The following is a 17,496-nucleotide window of genomic DNA, read 5'->3' on the forward strand; positions in this document are numbered from 1 at the left end:
TCCCCTGTGGCTCTGCTCCTGGCTACGGTACCGTCAACCGGTGGACTACGAGAACTCAGACGTGTGGCGGCGTTTCCGTGAACAGCTGTGGATCGCCATCCTGCTTTTCGCGCTTCTGATGGTCTTGCTCGCGTTCTTTGTCCCCCGTGTGGACACGATTGTTGCCGCGAGCATTGGGGGTATCGCGTCAGTCCTGGCTGTCATGGCCTGGCGTGCTGCAGACAAGCGCAGTTCAGCCTGGTTTATCGCCTCAAGTGCATTGACTCTGGTCGTGGCCGCATTGTGCCTGATCTACCTTCCGCCCTGAGGTCTTACTCAGCACAAAACCCCAGGCCTGCAGCCTGAGGGTTTTGTGGGTCTGGTCGGCGTGTTCAGCTTGCGAATTCAGCCAGTCGGGGAACCAGTTTCGCAGGAGGCGGCATTGCTCGGAGTTCGGCCTTGGCCTCCTGATTCGTGCTACACGGTGGGGGTCGCCGAGTAGTCGATCGACCAGTTCCGTGGTTACCGGCATCTTCCGTGACGAGCCCTTTGTCGCGTAGGCACTAGGCGTCCACGGTGACGAACTGGTTCGCCGTGTGCGGTATGGCGAATTCCAGGGCCGCCTCGCGTCACACGGTCTGTGGCTGGGTGCGGTGGACTCGGATGTTGCCGGCCAGGGTGCGGGCTTGGATTTTGACGATTTCGTCGTTGGTTTCGGGGCCGCCGGTGGTGGCGAGTTCGTTGATCAGGCGGCCGGTCAGGGCGCTGACGTCGAGGTGGGCGGCGGTGCCCTGGCGGATGCCGACTTCCAGGTCGCCGACGTTGGTGTCCAGGACGACTGAGCCTCGGACGACCTCGTTGAGGCGGATGTTGCCGGCGGCTGACTTCACCGCGACGGTGGACTGGGCGCGGTGGATGGTGGTGTCGCCGTTGGCGACCTTGACTCGCAGGTCGCCGGTGATGTCGCCGATGGTGGTGGGGCCGTTGGAGTTGCGGATCACGGCGGTGCCGTCGATCTGGTGCAGCCACACCTCGCCGGAGCCGGTGGTGATGTCGGCGTGGCCGGTGGCGTGCTCGACCGAGATCCGGCCGCTGGTGGTGTTCAGGTTCAGCGGGCCGGTCTGGTTGAACTCCAGGTCGCCGCTGGCGATGCTGAACCGGCATTCGCCGAGCAGGCCGGTGGCGCGCAGGTCGGCGATGGCGGAGTCGCCGCGCAGCCGGGAGCCTGCGGGCAGGTCGATGACCACGTCGATGCTGCCGCGGCCGCCCAGCAGCGGCTTCGGCTTGGGGGTCTTCACCACCAGGGTGCCGTTGCTGAAGCGGACCTCGGTCAGGTCGGCGAGGGCGACGTCCTTCTTGCTGCTCTCCGTGCTCGGCCGCACCTCGACCGCGGTGTCGATGCGGTCGGTGGCGTTGATCCGGATGTTGGCCGAGATCAGCGACAGTTCGACGGTGATCGGGGCGGGAGTGTCGAAAATAGGCATGGCTGTGCCCTTCCAGGGTCGTTGATGAGCGTTCCCACAGGTGGGGAACGTGTGGGGTGGAGCTGGAACCGGGTGGGGCTAGCGCACCCAGCCGGTGAACTTCTGGCCGAAGTCCGCACTGCGGCGAGCCGGGGGTTCCGGCTCCAGTGCCGCGGCGGCGGCCCGGACCAGCCAGGCGTTGACCGAGAGCCGTTCGCGGCCCGCGGCCTCCTCGATCCGGGTCTTGAGCTGTTCCGCCAGTCGCAGGTTGATCCGCGACATGGGACCGTCATCGCCCTCTGGTGCCACCGATGGCACACCGGTGGCACCATCGTGCTGCCGCGTCACGTCCTCGAGCGCCACACCCCCAGGTGCCGGCGTGACCACGAACGTGGGCGAACCACCGCGCAGTCGCAGGTCGACCGACCCGGGAGCCAGCTCCCTGGTGATCTCGTCCGCGGCCGTCGACAGCGCCTCGAGCAGCGTCAATCGCACCGCTGAGTCCAGCGGAGCGCTGAGCCGATCTGCCAGCGCCCGAGCTTCCGCGCCGCCGGCTTCGGCGGCCACCGCCAGCTCGTTGCGGAGGTTCTCGACGTAGGGCGTCAGGTCCATGGCACCACAATGGCACCACAATGGCACCAGTGCAAGTCGTGTTTGGCGTGGCCTGGTGTCAGACGTGTGCCATCAGCACTCGCCGGCGTCCTTGGCCACCTGCTCCAGTCGGTCTCGGTAGCCCGCCCACCAGGCCCGATCGCCCGGTGCCAGGTTGTCGTTGTCCGCACGCAGGCCGCTGGTGCCATCGATCAACTCACGCACGATGTCCGCGTGGCCGGCGTGCCGGTGGGTCTCGGCGATCATGTGCACCAGGACTCGGTGCAGGGTCGGCGTGGCACGTTCGGTGGGCCAATGTGGCACCAGGCCGGTCGACTCCAGGTCCAGCGCGTTGATCGTCGCGTCCGAATGCGCCCACACCTGGCGGTAGAGCCCGATGATCTCCGCGCGGGACTCCGCCGCGGTCGCCCACATGTCCGAGTTGGGCTCGGCCGTATCGGTCAGCCAGGGGAACTCCGCCGGGAACGGTCGGCCGAAGGTGACGCCGAAGTAGCCGATCTCGCAGCCCGCGACGTGCTTGACCAGCCCCAACAGGTTCGTGCCCGTCGGGGTCAGTGGGCGGCGGACGTCGTACTCGGAGAGTCCGTCCAGCTTCCACAGCAATGCCTCGCGGGCGGCCTGGAGGTACTGGTGCAGGTCTGCCTTCGGCTCGGTCATGGGTACAGCCTCCGAGTTATCCCCTGCTGTGGACAAGTCTGTGGACAACTCGAACATATGTTCGATCAGGTGTCGGATGCGGGCTGCTGCCTGGTCCGCGATCGGGTGCGGGGCCGGGCGGGTGACCAGCTCGCCGAGGGCGAACATGTCCAGTACCTGGCCGAGATAAGCCCAGTTCACGGGCGGTGGGACGGGCTGGTGTGCGGCGAAGGCGGCGTGGAAGGCGGGCAGGAAGCCGGTTGGGTACTCGGCGCCGAAGCGGGCCATGTTGGCCGCGTCGCCGTACGGGCAGCCCGAGTAGCTGAACTCCCAGTCCAGCACCGCGTCCACCCGCCAGCCCGGGTTGGTCCGGCTGACCAGGATGTTCTTCGGGTTCAGGTCGGAGTGCACCAGCCGGGCCTGGTCGTCGACCGCGGTCAGCGCCGGGGCGTGCGTGGTGCACAACTCCAGCCAGGCTGCGCGGGTGGTGGGGTCCAGGCGGGCGTCCGGGGTGTTCGTCAGCCAGCTCGCGACCAGCTCCGGCAGTTGCGCTGACCAGGGGCGTTCCGGGGGGACGGTGAGTTGCGGGTCGGCGAAGAACCCGGGCCGGTCGAACTCCACCGTGCTGATGGCCGCGGCGACCCGGCCCACCTCGGCGCCGAGTGCACGCAGGTCGGCTGGCGTGAGTGAGTCGTCCGCGAGCACGTGGCTGAGCAGGGTGCCGGTGCGGTACTCGATGACCATGACCGGCCGGGTGGCGGCGGTGCCGGGCTGGACCAGCAGCACCTGGGGCACCGGCACGTGCGGACGCGCCGCCGCCATCACCGCGGCCTCGATCGCCGGGTCCGGTCCGCCGAGCCGGGCGACGACCTGGCCGGTGGTCAGCGTGAGCAGGCAGGTCTCGTGCGAGAAGCCGCCGGCCAGGGTGCGGTTCGCCAGCACCCGGCTGCCCAGCGCGGTCTCGATGGCGGCGGTCTCCTCGGGGCGCATCGGCCCAGTCTGGTCCGGTCAGGACTTCGGCGCATACCAACCGAAGAAGACGGCGAAGTAGAAGACGGCGTTGCGCGCCAACAGGAAACCGACGATGGCGGCGATCCACTGCACGGTCTTGCGGGTGTTGGCGGCCAGCCGGTCCCGCAGGCGCTCCAGCTTCGCCCGCTGGGTGTCGCTGAGCAGGCGGTGCACGGCCAGCAGGACCAGTTCCGGCAGCACCATGATCAGCACGTAGATCGCGAGCAGGGGCAGCCAGGCGGTGACCGGCAGGCCGTTGTTGGTCATCAGGCCGAGTGCGGCCAGGAACGGCAGCGCGGTGGAGAACTCCAGCACCGAGACTGCCAGGCCGAGGCCGAACAGTGCGGGCAGGCGGTCGGTGATCGGTAGCCGGGGCTTGCGGGTGCGGTGGCGGTCCGGGTTTTTCTTGTCCCGGCTGGAATCCAGCCAGCTCCAGGCGAACAAACCCACGCCGAGCCCACCCATGACCGCGTAGGCGGCCGGGCTCCGGAACAGGTCGCCGAGCTGCCCGGACAGCGCGGTCAGCCCGAACATCAGCAGCACGCCGAGGGTGAAGTAGGTGGCGGCCACCGCGGACAGGTAGGTCAGCACCTGGACCGTGGCAGACCGGCCGGTATGCCGCTTGAGCAGCAGGAACAGCGTGACGCCGAGGACGGACGGGTTGATGCTGTCCACCAGGGCCAAGCCGAGTACGGACAATGTGACAGCGAGCATTCTTGTTTCCCCCCAAAGTAATGTTATCGCGTCAGCGGCACCTCCGAAGCGTGATCGAGGTAGCGGAGGAGCAGCTGGTCGGCGACTGGGGGTGTTGATGGCCGGGACGACTCGGGTGGCGTTGGACGCGGCGCTCGCGGCGGTGGATCCGTGGACCGGGCTGGGAGAGTTGGTCGAGGTGGGGCCGCCGGATCTGGTGCAGGTCGCGGAGGCGCGATACGCCGAGGTCGAGTCCGCGCAGCGACGGCGGTTGACCTGGGTGCTCGGGCAACTCGGGGACTCGGCCGGACCCGCGTTGCTGCGGTTGCTCGCCGCGCACACCGGTGACGACGCGCACGACCTGCTCGGCACGGCGGTGCGCGGTGGGCTGCGGGTGCCGGGCGAGCTGCTGTGGCGGCTGGCGGCGGATCTTGGCGATGCCGAGCCGGTGTTGCACGCGATGGGACTCGCCGCGGACCCCGGGTTCGCCGACTACCTCGGGCAGCGGCTGGACACCGCGGGCAAGCGGGCCGCGGCGGCGATTGCCCTGGGGCGGTTGGGAGATCGGCGCTGGACCGAGCCGATCGCGCGGCGGCTCGGGAAGGTGGACGGGCTGGAGCACACCGCGTTTGTGGTCGCGCTGGAACTGCTCGGGGATCCGGCCGCGGTGCCATACCTGGTGCGGCAGCTCAAGGAGGCGGACGCGCCGGGGGACCTGCTGCACGCGCTGGTGCGGCTGACCGGCCGGGATCCGCTGCTGCCGCTGTGGACCGGGCCGTCCGCGGAATCCAGGAAGGCGTTGTGGCGCACGTGGTCCGAGGTTGATCCGGCGGTGCGGGCCGAGCCGGAGATCCGGGAGCTGGTGACTGGGCCGCGGCGGGCGGAGTTCGAGCTGCACGAGGGCCGTGGCCGGATCCGGCTCGACTACGACCCGCCGGCGCCGGGCTTGGCCTGGCCGCGCTGGAACCGGTCGCTGCTGGTCGGCGGGCAGCCGCTGTACCAGGTCAGTTCGGACTGCGACACCTGCCAGACCATGCTGCGACTGCTCGGCTGGCCGGAGCGGGTCACCGCCGCCTCGGCGGACCGGCTGCGCACTGCACTGTCCACTGTGGACTCACTGGTGGACGGTGTGCCGGCCGCGCTCGCGCCGCTGGTCCGGGAGTTGCCGACCGGGCATTACCGGGCCTACCTGGTCGACCTGCCGGTGCAGCGGGTGACCGATCCCGGGAAGTCCTGGTGGGTGCGCCGCTGGGCGGAGCGCGAAGGTGCGGTCATGGCCGCGGAGGACTGGCCGGGGGTCGCGCATTTCCAGCTGCCGGAACGCATTCCGGGGCCGATGCCGACCTTCGGCGTGCTGCTGCCCACCCAGCCCCGGCTCGACCCGGACACCGTCGCCCGGCACCGCGCGGCCATCGCGGCCGGGGTGCGGCCCGCGGCGGTGGTGCTCGGCTGGATCGAGGACACCTGGGTGGAGGCCGAGTTCCCGGAGCGGTTCCTGGTCGGCGCGGTGCTGGACGGGCACCACAAACTGGCCGCCTACGCCGAGGCCGGCGTCCCCGCGCGGGTGCTGTTGCTGGCTCGCGGTGAGGACAACTGGCACCCAGATCACGACTGGCTGGATCGGTTCGAGGCGGTGCTGGGTCAGTTCTCCGGCTGAGGCTCGTCCAGCGCCGCCAGCAAGCGCAGCATGCTGCGCTCCTCGGTGCTCGCCGGGTCCGGGTCCACGCAGTCGGCGAGCCTGCGCCGGATCTCCTCGGCGTCCACCTCGGCGCCGATCAGCACGAGCTGGTTGAGCCGGTTCTCCCCGCGCGGCCAAGGAGATCGGCTCACCTGGAGGTGGCTGCCGACGGTGTGCAGGGTGAATCGCTGGTCGTGCTCCGGGAGTCCGAAGTGGACGAAGCCCTTGATCCGGTAGACCCCGGTCGGCCGGTCCCGCAGGAAGTCCATCAGCCGCCCTGGGTGCAGCGGCGCGGACTCGGTGAAGCTCACGCTGTCGTAGGCGGTGTGCAGGTGTTCGTGCGAGTGGTCCTCGTCGTGTTCGCGGAGCAGTTCGTCCAGGGTGAGCTGGCGTGGCTGGGACAGGTCCTCGGCCCGCGGTTCGTGGTCGAAGAGCAGCGCGGTGTCGATCCGGCCGTGGCTGGTGGGCAGGATCGGCGTGCCCGGCGCCAGGTGCTCCAGCTCGTTGAGCAGCAGCAGGCGTTCGGTGTCGTCGATCCGGTCGACCTTGTTGAGCACCACCAGATCCGCCAGCCGCAGGTGCTTGGCCAGCTCCGGATGCCGCTCCCGGGTGGCCTCGAACTCCACCGCGTCCACCACCTCGACCAGCCCGCCGTACCCCAGTCGCGGGTTCTCGCTGGTGACCACCATCCGCACCAGCGTCTGCGGTTCGGCCAGTCCGCTGGCCTCGATCACGATCACGTCGATCCGCGCCTGCGGCCGGGCCAGCCGGTCCAGCAACTCGTCCAGCTCGGAGGTGTCGGCCACGCAGCACAGGCACCCGTTGGACAACGACACCATCGAATCCGCCTGCCCGGCCACCAGCATCGCGTCGATGTTGACCTGCCCGAAGTCGTTGACCACCACCCCGATCCGGGCGCCGTTGTTGTTGTGCAGCAGGTGGTTGAGCAGGGTGGTCTTGCCGGAGCCGAGGAATCCGGCGACCACGATGACCGGGATCTGCTGCTTGCTCACGACGTTTCCTTCTCGGCGGGGACCGGGGCGAACGTGCCGAGTGTGGCACGGTCGCCTGCCTGCGCCGCGGTGGCGAGCAACACCGCGCCCGCGGTCCAGGTGGTGCGCTCGTCCGGCCAGCGCACCCGGTTGGCGAACTGGTAGCCGGTCCAGTACCCGCCGTCCGGGCAGCGCAGCAGGGCCAGGTCGGCCAGCAGCGCCCTGGCTCGCGCGGAATCGCCCTGCACCGCCAGGGTCAGGGCCAGCTCCGCGGTCTCCCCGCCGGTCACCCAGGGCTGGTCGTGCACGCAGCGCACGCCGAGGCCGGGCTGCACGAACCGGTGCCAGTCGGCCAGCAGCCAGGCCCGCGCCGCCGCACCGGTGACCGCGCCGCCCAGCACCGGGTAGTACCAGTCCATCGAATGCGGTTTGGGCAGGAACAGGGTGGCGTCGAGCACCGCGGTGCGCAGCAGGTCCGCGGCCGCCGACCAGTCCGCGGTGGGCTCGCCCAGCCGGTGGCCCAGGGCGATCGCGCACCGCAGCGCGTGGTGGATGCTCGCGCACCCGGCGCGCAGCGCGAGCGCGCACACACTGCCGTCCGGCCTGCGGTGCCAGCCGATGGTCCCGTCCGGGGCCTGCAGTTCCAGCACGAACTCCACGGCCGCGCGCACGGTCGGCCACAGTTCCCTGGCCAGCGCGAGATTTCCGGTGTGCCGCAGGTGATGCCGCACGCCGACGGCGAGGTAGGCGGTGTAGTTGCTGTCGCCGTGCGGGTCGGTGACCACCCCGTCCTGGTAGGCGGTGGCGAAGGAGCCGTCCGGCCGTTGCTGCCCGGCCAGCCAGCGCAACGCCGCCGCTGCGGCCGGATGGCAGCCCGCCGCGTCCAGGCCCATCGCCGCCTCGACGTGGTTCCACGGGTCGAGATGACCGTGGTCGTCCCAGGGGATCGAGCCGTCCGCGCGCTGGATGGCCTGGATCCAGCGCGCGGTGCCGGCGCGGTCCTCCGGGGTCATGCCGGTTTGACCGCGTAGACGACCAGGCTCTTGCCGATCACCGGGTTCAGCAGCCGGTCCGCGGTGCGCGAGGCCCAGTTGCCGCGTTCGATGTCCCAGCACAGGAACTCGTGGTAGCGCCGGACCAGCCTGGTCTCCCGGCTCGGCCCGACCGCGCACTTGAGCCACCAGTACGGCATGTGCAGCGCGTGCGCGTGGTGGCTGTCGATCGGGATCAACCCGTGTCCGCGCAACAGCTTCCGCAGCACCCGCCGCCGGTAGACGCGCACATGCCCGCCCTCGACCTCGTGGTACTCCCTGGACAGCGCCCAGCAGATCCGCTCCGGCAGCCAGCGCGGCACGGTCACCGCGAGCAGCCCGCCCGGGGCGAGCACCCTGGCCAGCTCGCCGAGCACCGCGTTGTCGTCGGGCACGTGCTCCAGCACCTCGGCGGCCATGATCCGGTCGAAGGCGTTGTCCGGGAACGGCAACGCGGCGCCGTCGCCGTGCACCGCGTGCGCGGTCGCGTCCGGCGGGGCCTCACCGACGTAGGCCATCGCGCCGAACATGTCCCTGACCTCTTTGAGCACCGCGCCGTCCAGGTCCAGTGCCAGCACCCGCCCGCCGCGCCGGTAGGCCGCGTAGGCGTGCCGTCCCTGGCCACAGCCGAAGTCGAGCACCCGGTGCCCGGCGCGGATGGGAAACCGGTCGAAGTCAATGGTCAGCAAGTGCGCTCCGGTGGCAGGCGGGATCAGGGAGAACCCGTTGGTAGTGCTCGACGGTGGCCAGCGCGGTGCGCCGCCAGGTCAACTCGGCCGCCCGGCGCACACCACCGGCGCCCAGCCGCGCCCGCAGCTCCGCATCGCCGAGTACCCGGCACAGCGCCGCCGCCAGTGCATCCGGGTCCGCCGGCGGCACCAGCAACGCGGCCTGCTCGTCCCGGCCCACCACCTCCGGCAGCGCGCCCGCGGTGGTGGTGACCAGCGGGGTGCCGCAGGCCATCGCCTCGGCCGCGGGCAGCGAGAAGCCCTCGAACAACGAGGGCACGCAGACCACCTCGGCGGACCGGAGCAACCCGGCGAGTCGCTCGGTGGACAGATCGGGCTGGAACCGCACCGCCCCGGCGAGATCGGGGTGGGCCAACAGGGCCGCTGCCGGACTGTCCGCCTTGGCCCGTCCGACCACGATGAGTTCGGCCGGAATCCGTTGCCGCACCAGGGCCACGGCGGCCAACAGGGTGCGCAGGCCCTTGATCGGCACGTCCGCGCTGGCCGTGACCACGATCCGCCCCGGCACCCTCGGCCCGGTCCCCGGCCGGAACACCGAGTGGTCCACGCCCAGTGGCACCACGGAAACACGCTCGGCCGGCACCCGCATCCGGCGCACGATCGCCGCCCGCGCGGCCGCCGACACGGTCAGCACCGAGGTGGCCTGCCTGGCCACCCGGCCCTGCATGCCGAGGAAACGGTGCCAGCGCTGGGCGCCCAGCCGGTCCGCGCCGGTGGTGGCGGCGAGTTTGAAGTCCCGGTCGATCGCCACCGGGTGGTGCACGGTGGCCACCAGCGGCAACCCCAGCCAGCGCAGGCCGAGCAAGCCGTAGCCCAGCCCCTGGTTGTCGTGCACCAGATCGAACTCGGCCCGGCGTGCGGACAGTTCCGGCAGCGCCCGCAACGAGAACGACAGCGGCTCCGGGTAGTTGCCGCGGTACCGGAAATCCAGGTACTCCACCCAGTCCGCCAGGCCGCGCACCCGGTGCAGTGGCGGTAACCGGAACGGGTCCGGCTCGCCGAATATGTCCAAAGTGGACAGTCGGGTGAGCGGGATGCCGGGATCGAGGTCGGGGTAGGGCGGACCGGCGAAGACCTCGACGGCATGGCCGAGTGCGTGCAGTTCGCGGCTGAGGTGTCGCACGTACACGCCCTGACCGCCGGAATGCGGGGCGCCGCGGTAACTCAGCAGCGCGATCCGCAACGGTCGCGTCACGCCGCCACCGCGTTACCCGCCAAGGGATTCCTCATCGAACCGGCGCCAGAAGTCGAGCTGCTCGTCCACCTTGCGCAGCTGCGGATGCCACCGGCCGAACACCTGCTCGGTCGGCGGTCGCAGCTGCCGCAACAGGTCCAGCGCCGGTCCGACCTCGCCGGACTTGGCCAGGAACATGGCCGCGAAGCAACGCACAGTGAGCGTGTCCGGGTGGTCCGCCCCGACCGTGTTGCTGAGATCGGCGACCAGAGCCGACCACCGAGAGGCGACGGGGGGGGGGTGCGGTACGTCGGACTCCCGGTACAGGATGTTGGTCCGGGTACGGAGAGTGTCCAGGTGGGTGGGGCCCAGCACTCGTTCGCGGGCTGGGAGCACCGCCCGGAACTCGGTCAGCGCGATCTCCGGGCCATCGGTCGCGGAGAGCACCACCGCCCGGTCGTGCCTGGTCATCAGGGTTTGCGGGTGGTCGGGGCCGAGCAGGCGCAGGCAGTCGGCGCGCAACTGGTCGTAGTTCTCCTTGGCCTGCACCGGATTCCCGCCCGCATGCGTCCAGAAGGCGATGTTCTCCCGCAGGTTCAGCGCCTCCTCGTGCGCCGGGCCGAACAGCGCGTGCACCCGGTCGAGCAGGTAGCCGAAGGCGCGCAACGCGGCGGCCGCATCGCCCGCCTTGGCCGTCCAGGTGGCCACCCGGCCCTCGGCCCGCAGGCTGAGTGGATGGTCGGCGCCGAAGTGCTCGCTGACCAGCTGGGCCAGCGCGCTCCAGCGTTCCCGCTGTTCCGCCGGGATCCGCGCCTCGCGCTGGTCCAGGCTGTCCAGCGCCTCGGCATGTCGCCCGCTCAGCCACCGGTGCCGGACCTCGGCGGCCTGCGCGTAGTCCGCGGCCGGGGTGCCGCGCCGAGGTTCCCCGGCCAGGACCTCGGCGAGCCGGGCGTGCCCGAGCGCCGGGTCCACGCCGAGCACGGCGCCGTCGGCGAGGTAGTCGGCCAGTGCGGGCAGGGCGAGGCCGACCAGCTCGTGGTCCTCGCCGGGGTGTGCCCGCACGATGATCGCGTCCAGCCGGGCCAGCACGGTGCGCACCTCGGCGATCTCCTGGCCCAGTGCGGCGGCCAGCACGGTGATCGGCAGCACCGGACCAGGGCCCGTCGCGGTCAGCAGCGCCAGCACGTCCCGGCCCTGCTCGCCGATCGCGCCGGGAGTCCTGATCTTCGCCCGGCGCAGCAGTTCGTCGAATGCCTCGGTCAGCTCGCGCGGCAGCCGGGCGCCGTCAGCGGAGATCCCCGCGGCGAGCACGGCCTCGCTGAACAGCCTGGCCGCGGTCCAGCTCTGCCCGGCCTGTCGCACGAGCTGCGGCACCCGGTGCCCCGGCACCTCGTGCGAGCGGATCACCTGGTCGATCTCGGCCTCGGTGGCCGGCGGCACCACGACGACGGTCGCGGGCAGTCCGGCCGGTGGGTTCCGCGCGGCGGTGATCACGCGCACCGCGGCGAGTTCCGGCTCGTCGAGCAGGCGGGTGAGCAGTCCCCACAGCCGGTCCCGGTTGCCGTCGGCGAACTTGTCGATGCCGTCGACCACGATCCGCACTTCGGCAATGGGAGCCAGCCGCCGCAGCGGGCCGAGCACGTTCAGCTCGAAGGCGTCCGCACTGGCGCCTGCCTGGTCCGGCACGGTATCCCAGTAGCCGGTCACCGCCTCGGCGAAGCCGTCCAGGGTCAGCTCAAGCTGGCGGCGCAGCTCACCGGCGATCGACTCCAGCAGTTCACCGCCGCTGAGCAGCAGTCCGGCGTGCGCGGGTTGGAGCAGCCCGGCCAGCAGCGTCGACTTCCCGCTCTCCGCGGGCCCGTGTAGCAGCACGCACCGCCCGTCCGATGCCAGTGCCTGGGACACCTCTGCCTCCACCGGCCGCCGGACCAGGCGGGTGCGCAGACCCTCGGCCACCGGCACGAACGCGGTGCCGGCCAGCGGTGAGCCCTGCCAGTGGCTGCCGCGGTTGGCCAGCAGCCACAGGCCGCGGTCGCTGCCGGGCACCTCGTCGGTGCCGTTGAAGGACAGGTGCAGGGCAAGCTGGTACCCGCAGGAGCTGAGCAGCCGTTCCCGGATGTCCTGGGCCCGCAGGTGCTCGCCGTAGCCGCGGTGCCCGGTTCGCGCCAGCTCGGCCAGCGACCGGGACATGCACGCGTTGTACGCCTTGCCCTCATCGGCCGCGGTGAGCACCTCGAACCGGCTGAGCGAGCGGCGGATCGGCGCCAGGCAGTCCCTGGCCACCGCCTCCAGACCGAGTGCCGCGTGGCAGGCGTCGATCAGCAGCACCAGGCCGTCCAGGTCGGGGTAGCGGCGCAGCAGCTCCTTGATCCGCTGGCCGACCAGCAGCGCGTCCTGGGAGTCCGGGCCGGTGCTGTCCCTGGCCATCAGGTAGTAGTCGTCGTCAGTGAAGTCGCCGTGCCCGATGAAGGCGATGATCAACGTGGCGCGCTGGTCGTGGGCCTGCCGGAATGCCTCGTGCAGGGCCGCGTCCAGCTCCCGGTAGGTCGGATCGAGCACGGTCGGCCCGGCGGGCAACGCGGGTCGGCAGCGGCCGAGATCGGGATGGGTGAGCACCTCGGCGAGGTTGTGCGCCGCCCCGGGCAGCACCTCCAGCCGCGCTCCGCCGTCGGTCTGAGACCCGATCACCAGCACCAGTCGCCCACCCACCAGGTCAAGATCCCCTACGGCCAGGGCCGGGGGCAAGCGTCCCGGTTACCGTGCACCCGCAGGTGTGCGCGGAAGGGGGCGGGAGTGGCCGAGATCGTGCTCGTCCATGGGATCGGGCAGGAGAACAAGGACCAGGCCGAGCTGGAGACGGCCATGGTGAGCGCGCTGGCGGCGGGCCTGGCCGCCGCGGGCCACCCGCCGCTGACCGCGACCGCCCGGCTGGCCTACTACGCCGACCTGTTCAGCCGCCCCGGCGGCCAGGGCGGTGGGATCGAGGCGGGCACCCCGGAACAGGAAGCACTGTTCGGGAAGCTGCTCGTCGACCTGCTCCGGCACGCTGCCGAACGCGGCCCGGAACCGGCCGACCGGCGGCAGGCCGAACGCGCGCTGCGTCAGGCCGATGCCGACTGCGCGGGCGCGCAGGGACCGAGGGCACTGGTCCGCCCGCTGCTCAACGCGATCACCAGGGTCAGCACCTTCAGCAGGCACGGGTTCAGTGTTGCCGAACGGTTCGTCCGGATGCCGTTGTGGCAGGTCACCCAGTACTTCACCGACGAGCGGATCCGGACCGCCGTGCGCGCGCGGGTGGCCGGGCTGATCGGCGCGGACACCAGGGTGGTCATCGCGCACTCGCTTGGCACGGTGGTCGCCTACGAGGCGCTGCACCAGCTCGGGCGGCCACTGCCACTGCTGATCACCCTCGGCTCGCCACTGGGCCTGCGTACGGTCATCTACGAGCGCCTGCGTCCGCAACCGGCCCGGGTGCCACCGGGGCTGGCCCGCTGGGTCAACATCCTGGACCCGGACGACCTGATCGCCGCCCGGCCCGACCTGGACCGGCTCTTCCCCGGCGCCGCGGACGTGGTCGAGCCGCACGTGCTGGTGGACAACGGCGCCGAGCCGCACGCCGCGGGCGCCTACCTGCGGCAGGCCGAGACGGGTCGCCCGGTCGGGCAGGTTCTGCGCCCGGTGTGACGGAACGCGCACTGCTGGTGACCAGCGTGTGTAGGGTCGGATGGCGTGGCGAAGCAGCAGGGGGACGGGACCGAGAACTCGATCAGGGGCGATGTCTCCGGCAACGCGGTCCTGGCCAGGGATATCGGCTCGCTGACCATCAACAACGTTGCACGGGTGGACATCCCCCGGCAGTTGCTGGCCCCTGATCCGCGGTTCACCAACCAGCACGAGCTGCTGACCGCGCTGGAGCGGGAGTTCCAGGCCGCCTGGACCGAGTTGCGCCTGGCCCGGATCGCGCTCACCGGCCGGATCGGCAGTGGTCGGCGCAGCGTGGTGGCCAAGGCGGGCCTGGACCACGAGCAGCTGTTCCCGGACGGGACGCTGTACATCTCGTTGTCCAGCGCGGAACGCGATGACCGGCTCGGCCCCGCGGCCACCCTGCGCGAGGCGCTGGCCGCGCTCGGGCTGCCCAGGGCGGAGATCCCGGCCGGTCTCGCCGAGCAGGCCGCGCGGCTGCGCACCCTGATGGCCCCGCGGCGGCTGCTGATCGTGCTCACCGACGTGCGCGGCCGGGCCGAGATCGAGCCGTTCCTGGTGCACTCACCGGGATCCGCGCTGGTGGTGATCGCGGACGAGCAGGAGCGCTGGGTCGACCAGGAGGCATTCACCCTGCTGGAGGTGGCCGGGATGACCGAGCCGCACGACGCCGAACTGCTCCGCAGGCTGACCGGGGACCGGTTCGACCAGGCCGATCCGAAGCTGGTGACCGCCGCGCTGGCCGGTTGCCACGGCAGTCCGCAGCTGATCAAGATCCTGGCCGGGCTGTTCCACCGGGAACCGCGGCGGACCGAGATCAACCTGCGGGAGTTCGTCGAGCTGGGGCTGGACGCGCTGGACCCCGAGGACCAGGAGCTGGTTGCCAAGGGCCTCCGGCTCGCCTGCGGGCGGCTGGAGACGGACGCGGCCGGGCTCTTCCGGCTGCTCGGCCTGCACCCGGCCCCGGTGGCCGGGGTCGCCGACGTGCTGGACCTGACCGGACTGCCCGAGCGGTCGGCCCGGCGGGCGCTGGACCAGCTGGTGCGGGCCAACCTGGTCACCGAGGACGGCGAGCAGATCCGGCTCGATCGGCCGGTGTGGTGGCACGCGCGGGCCCAGGTCAAAGCCGAGCTGCCTGAACCAGAGCGCCGGAGCACCGTCGAGGAGATCCTCACCCGGTGTCTGAAGTCCACTGTGGACAAAGACGCGCGGCTGTCCCGGCGACCGCGGATCAACCTGCTGTACCAGCCCTACCTCTCGGTGGCACTGGCCGACCGGGTGCAGCGGGCCGGCCTGCTCGCCCAGCTCGAACAGCAGCGCGAGATGTTGCGGCTGGCCGTCTTCCAGGCCGAGGAGTACCTGCTCGACGACCTGACCTGGCAGCTCTGCGAGGCGCTGTGGGGCCTGCTGCACGTGCACGGGCACTACGAGGACTGGCTGGCCACGCACCGGGCCGGCCTCGCCGCCGCGCGCCGGGCGGCGAACCCGGCGGCGATCATGCGGATGCTCTCCCAGCTCGGATCCGCGCACTTCGCCGTGCGTGAGTACGAGCGGGCCGCCGCGGAGTTCCAGGAGGCGCTGGAGGTCGCCGGGGCACTCGGTGGCGAGGTCGGCTTGATCCAGGTGCAGAGCAGCCACGAGTGGCTGGGCAAGATCCGGGCCAGGCTGGGCGATGCCGAGGGCGCGCTGGGGTACTACGAGCGGTCCTGGGCGGCCGCGTTCGAGGCGCCCGCCGCGGAACGCCCGCGGATGCTGGCCCTGCTCCGGCTGCAGCGCGCCCGGCTGTTCGTCGCGGAACGGCGGTTCGCGGACGCGGTGCGCGAGCTGGCCGAGCCCGAGATCGCGGGCTTCTTCGACACCGCGGGCGAATCGGACAACCGGGCGAAGGTGTTGCAGGTCAACGGCGAGGCGCTGGCCGGGCTGGCCGATCCCGGCGCGGCCGAGCTGTTGCGCCAAGCGCTGACGATCTTCACCGCGGACGACTCGGTGCGCAGCATGCTGACCGTGCTGCGCCTGCTGGTCGACCTCACCGGAGACGAGCAGTACCGGCAACAGATCCGGGAGATCAACGCGCGACTCGGCATCGCGGACTAACCGGGCGTCACCCGGACACCCACCTGCTGTGCCGCGATCGCCACGACGAACCGTTCCGGCAGCTCCTCGTGCAGGAACGCGGCGGAGGCGAGCACCAGCGGGTCGACGGCGGCTTCGGGAGTCAGCCGGGTTCGGGTGCCGTCGCGGTGGTGCAGCACGCAGCCGTCGGCGGTCAGTTCGGCCAGCAGGGTGCAGAACGGGTTGGCCGCCAACAGGATTTCCGGGCCGCCGCCCAGTTCCGCCGGGTGGCAGAAGACGATCTCCGCGGCCTGCCGCAGTGCCGGGTCGGGATGCTCGGTGTGCACCACCAGGTGCTGGTCGGTCAGCCGGGGCGCGGCCAGCGGCCGGGCCCGGAACACATCCGCCGGATGCCGCCGCAGGGTGACCACGCCATCCGCCCTGACCTCGCCGGTGACCCGGAAAGCCAAGGCGGAACCGGGTTTTCCGTGGGTGCCGGGGAGCAGCCGGTCCGGATCGAGCGGGGGTGTCAGCACCGGCTCCGCTGGTTCGGCCAGGCCCAGCAGTTCGTAGGCGAGCGCGCGATGCCGGGCCGCGGCCTCCCCCGGCAGGTCCGTGACCAGGTCGGCGACGGCGCGATGCTGACCGGGGCGGAACTCGGCGATGACCTGGTCGAGCTGCGGGCGCAGCGGGCGGTCGCGGTCCAGCAGTGGCGCCCGCCTACCCAGCTCGTGCACGCAGGTCCCCGGCGCCACATCGGCTTCCGGGAACGCGGCCAGCAGCACCGGGTGGTCCAGCGCGGCCCCGTAAGTGGTCACCGCACCGTGGTCGCCGACCACCGCGTCCGCGGCCACCAGCGTCGCGCCCCAGCCCTCCACCGGCGGCACCAGCAGCAGACCGGCGCGCAGGCAATCGGCCAGCCACAGGCGCAGCTGGTGCGGGCTGTGGCCGAACCACACGTGCGGGTGCAGGATCGCCGCCACCCGGTACTCGTCGACCGGCAATTCGGCGATGAGCTGGCGAAACAGGTCCGGCCACGAGCCGAAGACCGAGCGGCTGAACCAGGTCGAGGAGATCACCACCAGCTGCTGGTGCGGGCGCACGCCGAGGCGTTCCCGGTAGCGCTCGCGCAGGAAGGCGCTGGCGCGCAGGCGGTCCAGGCACGGGTCGCCGGCGAGCACGGCGGTGCCGAGCGCTTCCGGCACGTCACGGGCCAGGCGGTGCCACTGCTCGCGATGGGAAAGGACGAGGGCGTCCGGAATGACTTCGCCGTCGTGCAACAGCCAGTCCCGGGTCAGACCGTAGACCGTGTTTCCGTTTTCCGTTTTCCGTTTTCCGTTTTCCGTTTTCCGGGCTGAATTCTTAGTATAGCCGACTCCGTGCGAGACAATCATCAAAGGCGCGCTGAGTTTGCGCAGGTCGCCCCGGTGATTCGCGGTGATGGCGAGGTCGAACTTGCGCTCCAGCGCCTGGGGCCAGGGAATCGGCAGGATGCCGAGCTGGGCGAAGCAGTGGTCGACTCCGGTGGGAATGGCCGAGGCGTCCGGGCAGGTGAACAGCAGTTCGACGCGGAGGTCAGAGTCGAATATCGGCACCAGGTCCAGCAGGCGGTTGGCGGAGGCCACCGTGTGCACGACGAAGAGCACCTGGCGGGTGTCCTGGCGCGTCGACATATCCAGACCTTAACCACGAAAGTCTGGTGGCCATCCGTCCTCTGGGGGACC

Annotated in this window: 14 protein-coding genes and 1 pseudogene; 4 read left to right on the forward strand and 11 right to left on the reverse strand. The window is 71.3% G+C overall.

Annotated features, from left to right (window positions below):
* Positions 1-40 precede the first annotated feature (40 nt).
* Positions 41-307: a hypothetical protein gene (locus tag MZC64_RS01825; protein WP_247755340.1), complete on the forward strand. Its 267-nt coding sequence runs from the start codon at positions 41-43 to the stop codon at positions 305-307.
* Positions 308-608: 301 nt separating this feature from the next.
* Here the strand turns inward: MZC64_RS01825 and MZC64_RS01830 are convergent, their stop codons facing one another.
* The 5 genes and pseudogenes from MZC64_RS01830 to MZC64_RS01850 form a co-directional block, all read right to left on the reverse strand.
* A complete protein-coding gene (locus MZC64_RS01830; protein ID WP_247755341.1) occupies positions 609-1,463 on the reverse strand; it encodes a DUF4097 family beta strand repeat-containing protein in 855 nt (284 codons plus the stop codon).
* A gap of 78 nt (positions 1,464-1,541) precedes the next feature.
* The gene (locus tag MZC64_RS01835; protein ID WP_247755342.1) at positions 1,542-2,054 is read right to left on the reverse strand and encodes a hypothetical protein; all 513 of its coding nucleotides are present in this window, start codon (positions 2,052-2,054) and stop codon (positions 1,542-1,544) included.
* A gap of 72 nt (positions 2,055-2,126) precedes the next feature.
* Complete coding sequence (locus tag MZC64_RS01840; RefSeq protein ID WP_247756201.1) at positions 2,127-2,711, reverse strand: DinB family protein; 585 nt, start codon at positions 2,709-2,711, stop codon at positions 2,127-2,129.
* A 216-nt stretch (positions 2,712-2,927) separates the two neighbouring features.
* Positions 2,928-3,680, reverse strand: a pseudogene (locus MZC64_RS01845) (phosphotransferase); the annotation flags it as partial.
* A gap of 18 nt (positions 3,681-3,698) precedes the next feature.
* Positions 3,699-4,415, reverse strand: a complete 717-nt coding sequence (locus MZC64_RS01850) for a GAP family protein (protein WP_247755343.1) — start codon at positions 4,413-4,415, stop codon at positions 3,699-3,701.
* Between the two features lie 97 nt (positions 4,416-4,512).
* Between MZC64_RS01850 and MZC64_RS01855 the strand changes: the two genes are divergently transcribed.
* Positions 4,513-6,051, forward strand: a complete 1,539-nt coding sequence (locus MZC64_RS01855; RefSeq protein WP_247755344.1) for a hypothetical protein — start codon at positions 4,513-4,515, stop codon at positions 6,049-6,051.
* On the opposite strand, the gene MZC64_RS01860 is transcribed toward MZC64_RS01855, so the two are convergent.
* From MZC64_RS01860 to MZC64_RS01880, 5 genes are read right to left on the reverse strand one after another with little or no spacing between them, the layout of a single operon-like run.
* On the reverse strand, positions 6,036-7,085 hold the full coding sequence (locus tag MZC64_RS01860) for a GTP-binding protein (protein ID WP_247755345.1): 1,050 nt from the start codon (positions 7,083-7,085) through the stop codon (positions 6,036-6,038). The genes MZC64_RS01855 and MZC64_RS01860 overlap by 16 nt on opposite strands.
* Positions 7,082-8,077, reverse strand: a complete 996-nt coding sequence (locus MZC64_RS01865) for a prenyltransferase/squalene oxidase repeat-containing protein (protein ID WP_247755346.1) — start codon at positions 8,075-8,077, stop codon at positions 7,082-7,084. Before MZC64_RS01865 ends, MZC64_RS01860 begins: the two co-directional genes overlap by 4 nt.
* Entirely contained in the window at positions 8,074-8,784 is a 711-nt protein-coding gene (locus MZC64_RS01870) for a class I SAM-dependent methyltransferase (RefSeq protein WP_247755347.1), read from the reverse strand. Before MZC64_RS01870 ends, MZC64_RS01865 begins: the two co-directional genes overlap by 4 nt.
* Positions 8,771-10,039, reverse strand: a complete 1,269-nt coding sequence (locus MZC64_RS01875) for a glycosyltransferase family 4 protein (RefSeq protein WP_247755348.1) — start codon at positions 10,037-10,039, stop codon at positions 8,771-8,773. The genes MZC64_RS01870 and MZC64_RS01875 overlap by 14 nt, the downstream gene beginning before the upstream one ends.
* 12 nt (positions 10,040-10,051) lie before the next feature.
* Positions 10,052-12,727, reverse strand: coding sequence for a tetratricopeptide repeat protein (locus MZC64_RS01880; RefSeq protein WP_247797653.1), 2,676 nt, complete (start codon positions 12,725-12,727; stop codon positions 10,052-10,054).
* An 84-nt stretch (positions 12,728-12,811) separates the two neighbouring features.
* Between MZC64_RS01880 and MZC64_RS01885 the strand changes: the two genes are divergently transcribed.
* Together MZC64_RS01885 and MZC64_RS01890 are read left to right on the forward strand one after the other, a co-directional pair.
* Positions 12,812-13,702 carry a hypothetical protein gene (locus tag MZC64_RS01885; protein WP_247755350.1) on the forward strand — a complete coding sequence of 297 codons (891 nt, stop codon included), beginning with the start codon at positions 12,812-12,814 and terminating at the stop codon, positions 13,700-13,702.
* A 45-nt stretch (positions 13,703-13,747) separates the two neighbouring features.
* Positions 13,748-15,814 carry a tetratricopeptide repeat protein gene (locus MZC64_RS01890; RefSeq protein ID WP_247755351.1) on the forward strand — a complete coding sequence of 689 codons (2,067 nt, stop codon included), beginning with the start codon at positions 13,748-13,750 and terminating at the stop codon, positions 15,812-15,814.
* On the opposite strand, the gene MZC64_RS01895 is transcribed toward MZC64_RS01890, so the two are convergent.
* The gene (locus tag MZC64_RS01895) at positions 15,811-17,445 is read right to left on the reverse strand and encodes a hypothetical protein (protein WP_247797654.1); all 1,635 of its coding nucleotides are present in this window, start codon (positions 17,443-17,445) and stop codon (positions 15,811-15,813) included. The genes MZC64_RS01890 and MZC64_RS01895 overlap by 4 nt on opposite strands.
* Positions 17,446-17,496: the final 51 nt, after the last annotated feature.

It is taken from the genome of Crossiella sp. S99.2 (assembly GCF_023094165.1).
GTDB lineage: Bacteria > Actinomycetota > Actinomycetes > Mycobacteriales > Pseudonocardiaceae > Crossiella.

Bases quoted from the DNA above. Each gene is read 5' to 3' on its own strand.
- MZC64_RS01830 (WP_247755341.1), bottom strand. From the start codon at position 1,463: ATGCCTATTTTCGACACTCCCGCCCCGATCACCGTCGAACTGTCGCTG.
- MZC64_RS01835 (WP_247755342.1), bottom strand. From the start codon at position 2,054: ATGGACCTGACGCCCTACGTCGAGAACCTCCGCAACGAGCTGGCGGTG.
- MZC64_RS01840 (WP_247756201.1), bottom strand. From the start codon at position 2,711: ATGACCGAGCCGAAGGCAGACCTGCACCAGTACCTCCAGGCCGCCCGC.
- MZC64_RS01850 (WP_247755343.1), bottom strand. From the start codon at position 4,415: ATGCTCGCTGTCACATTGTCCGTACTCGGCTTGGCCCTGGTGGACAGC.
- MZC64_RS01855 (WP_247755344.1), top strand. From the start codon at position 4,513: ATGGCCGGGACGACTCGGGTGGCGTTGGACGCGGCGCTCGCGGCGGTG.
- MZC64_RS01865 (WP_247755346.1), bottom strand. From the start codon at position 8,077: ATGACCCCGGAGGACCGCGCCGGCACCGCGCGCTGGATCCAGGCCATC.
- MZC64_RS01895 (WP_247797654.1), bottom strand. From the start codon at position 17,445: ATGTCGACGCGCCAGGACACCCGCCAGGTGCTCTTCGTCGTGCACACG.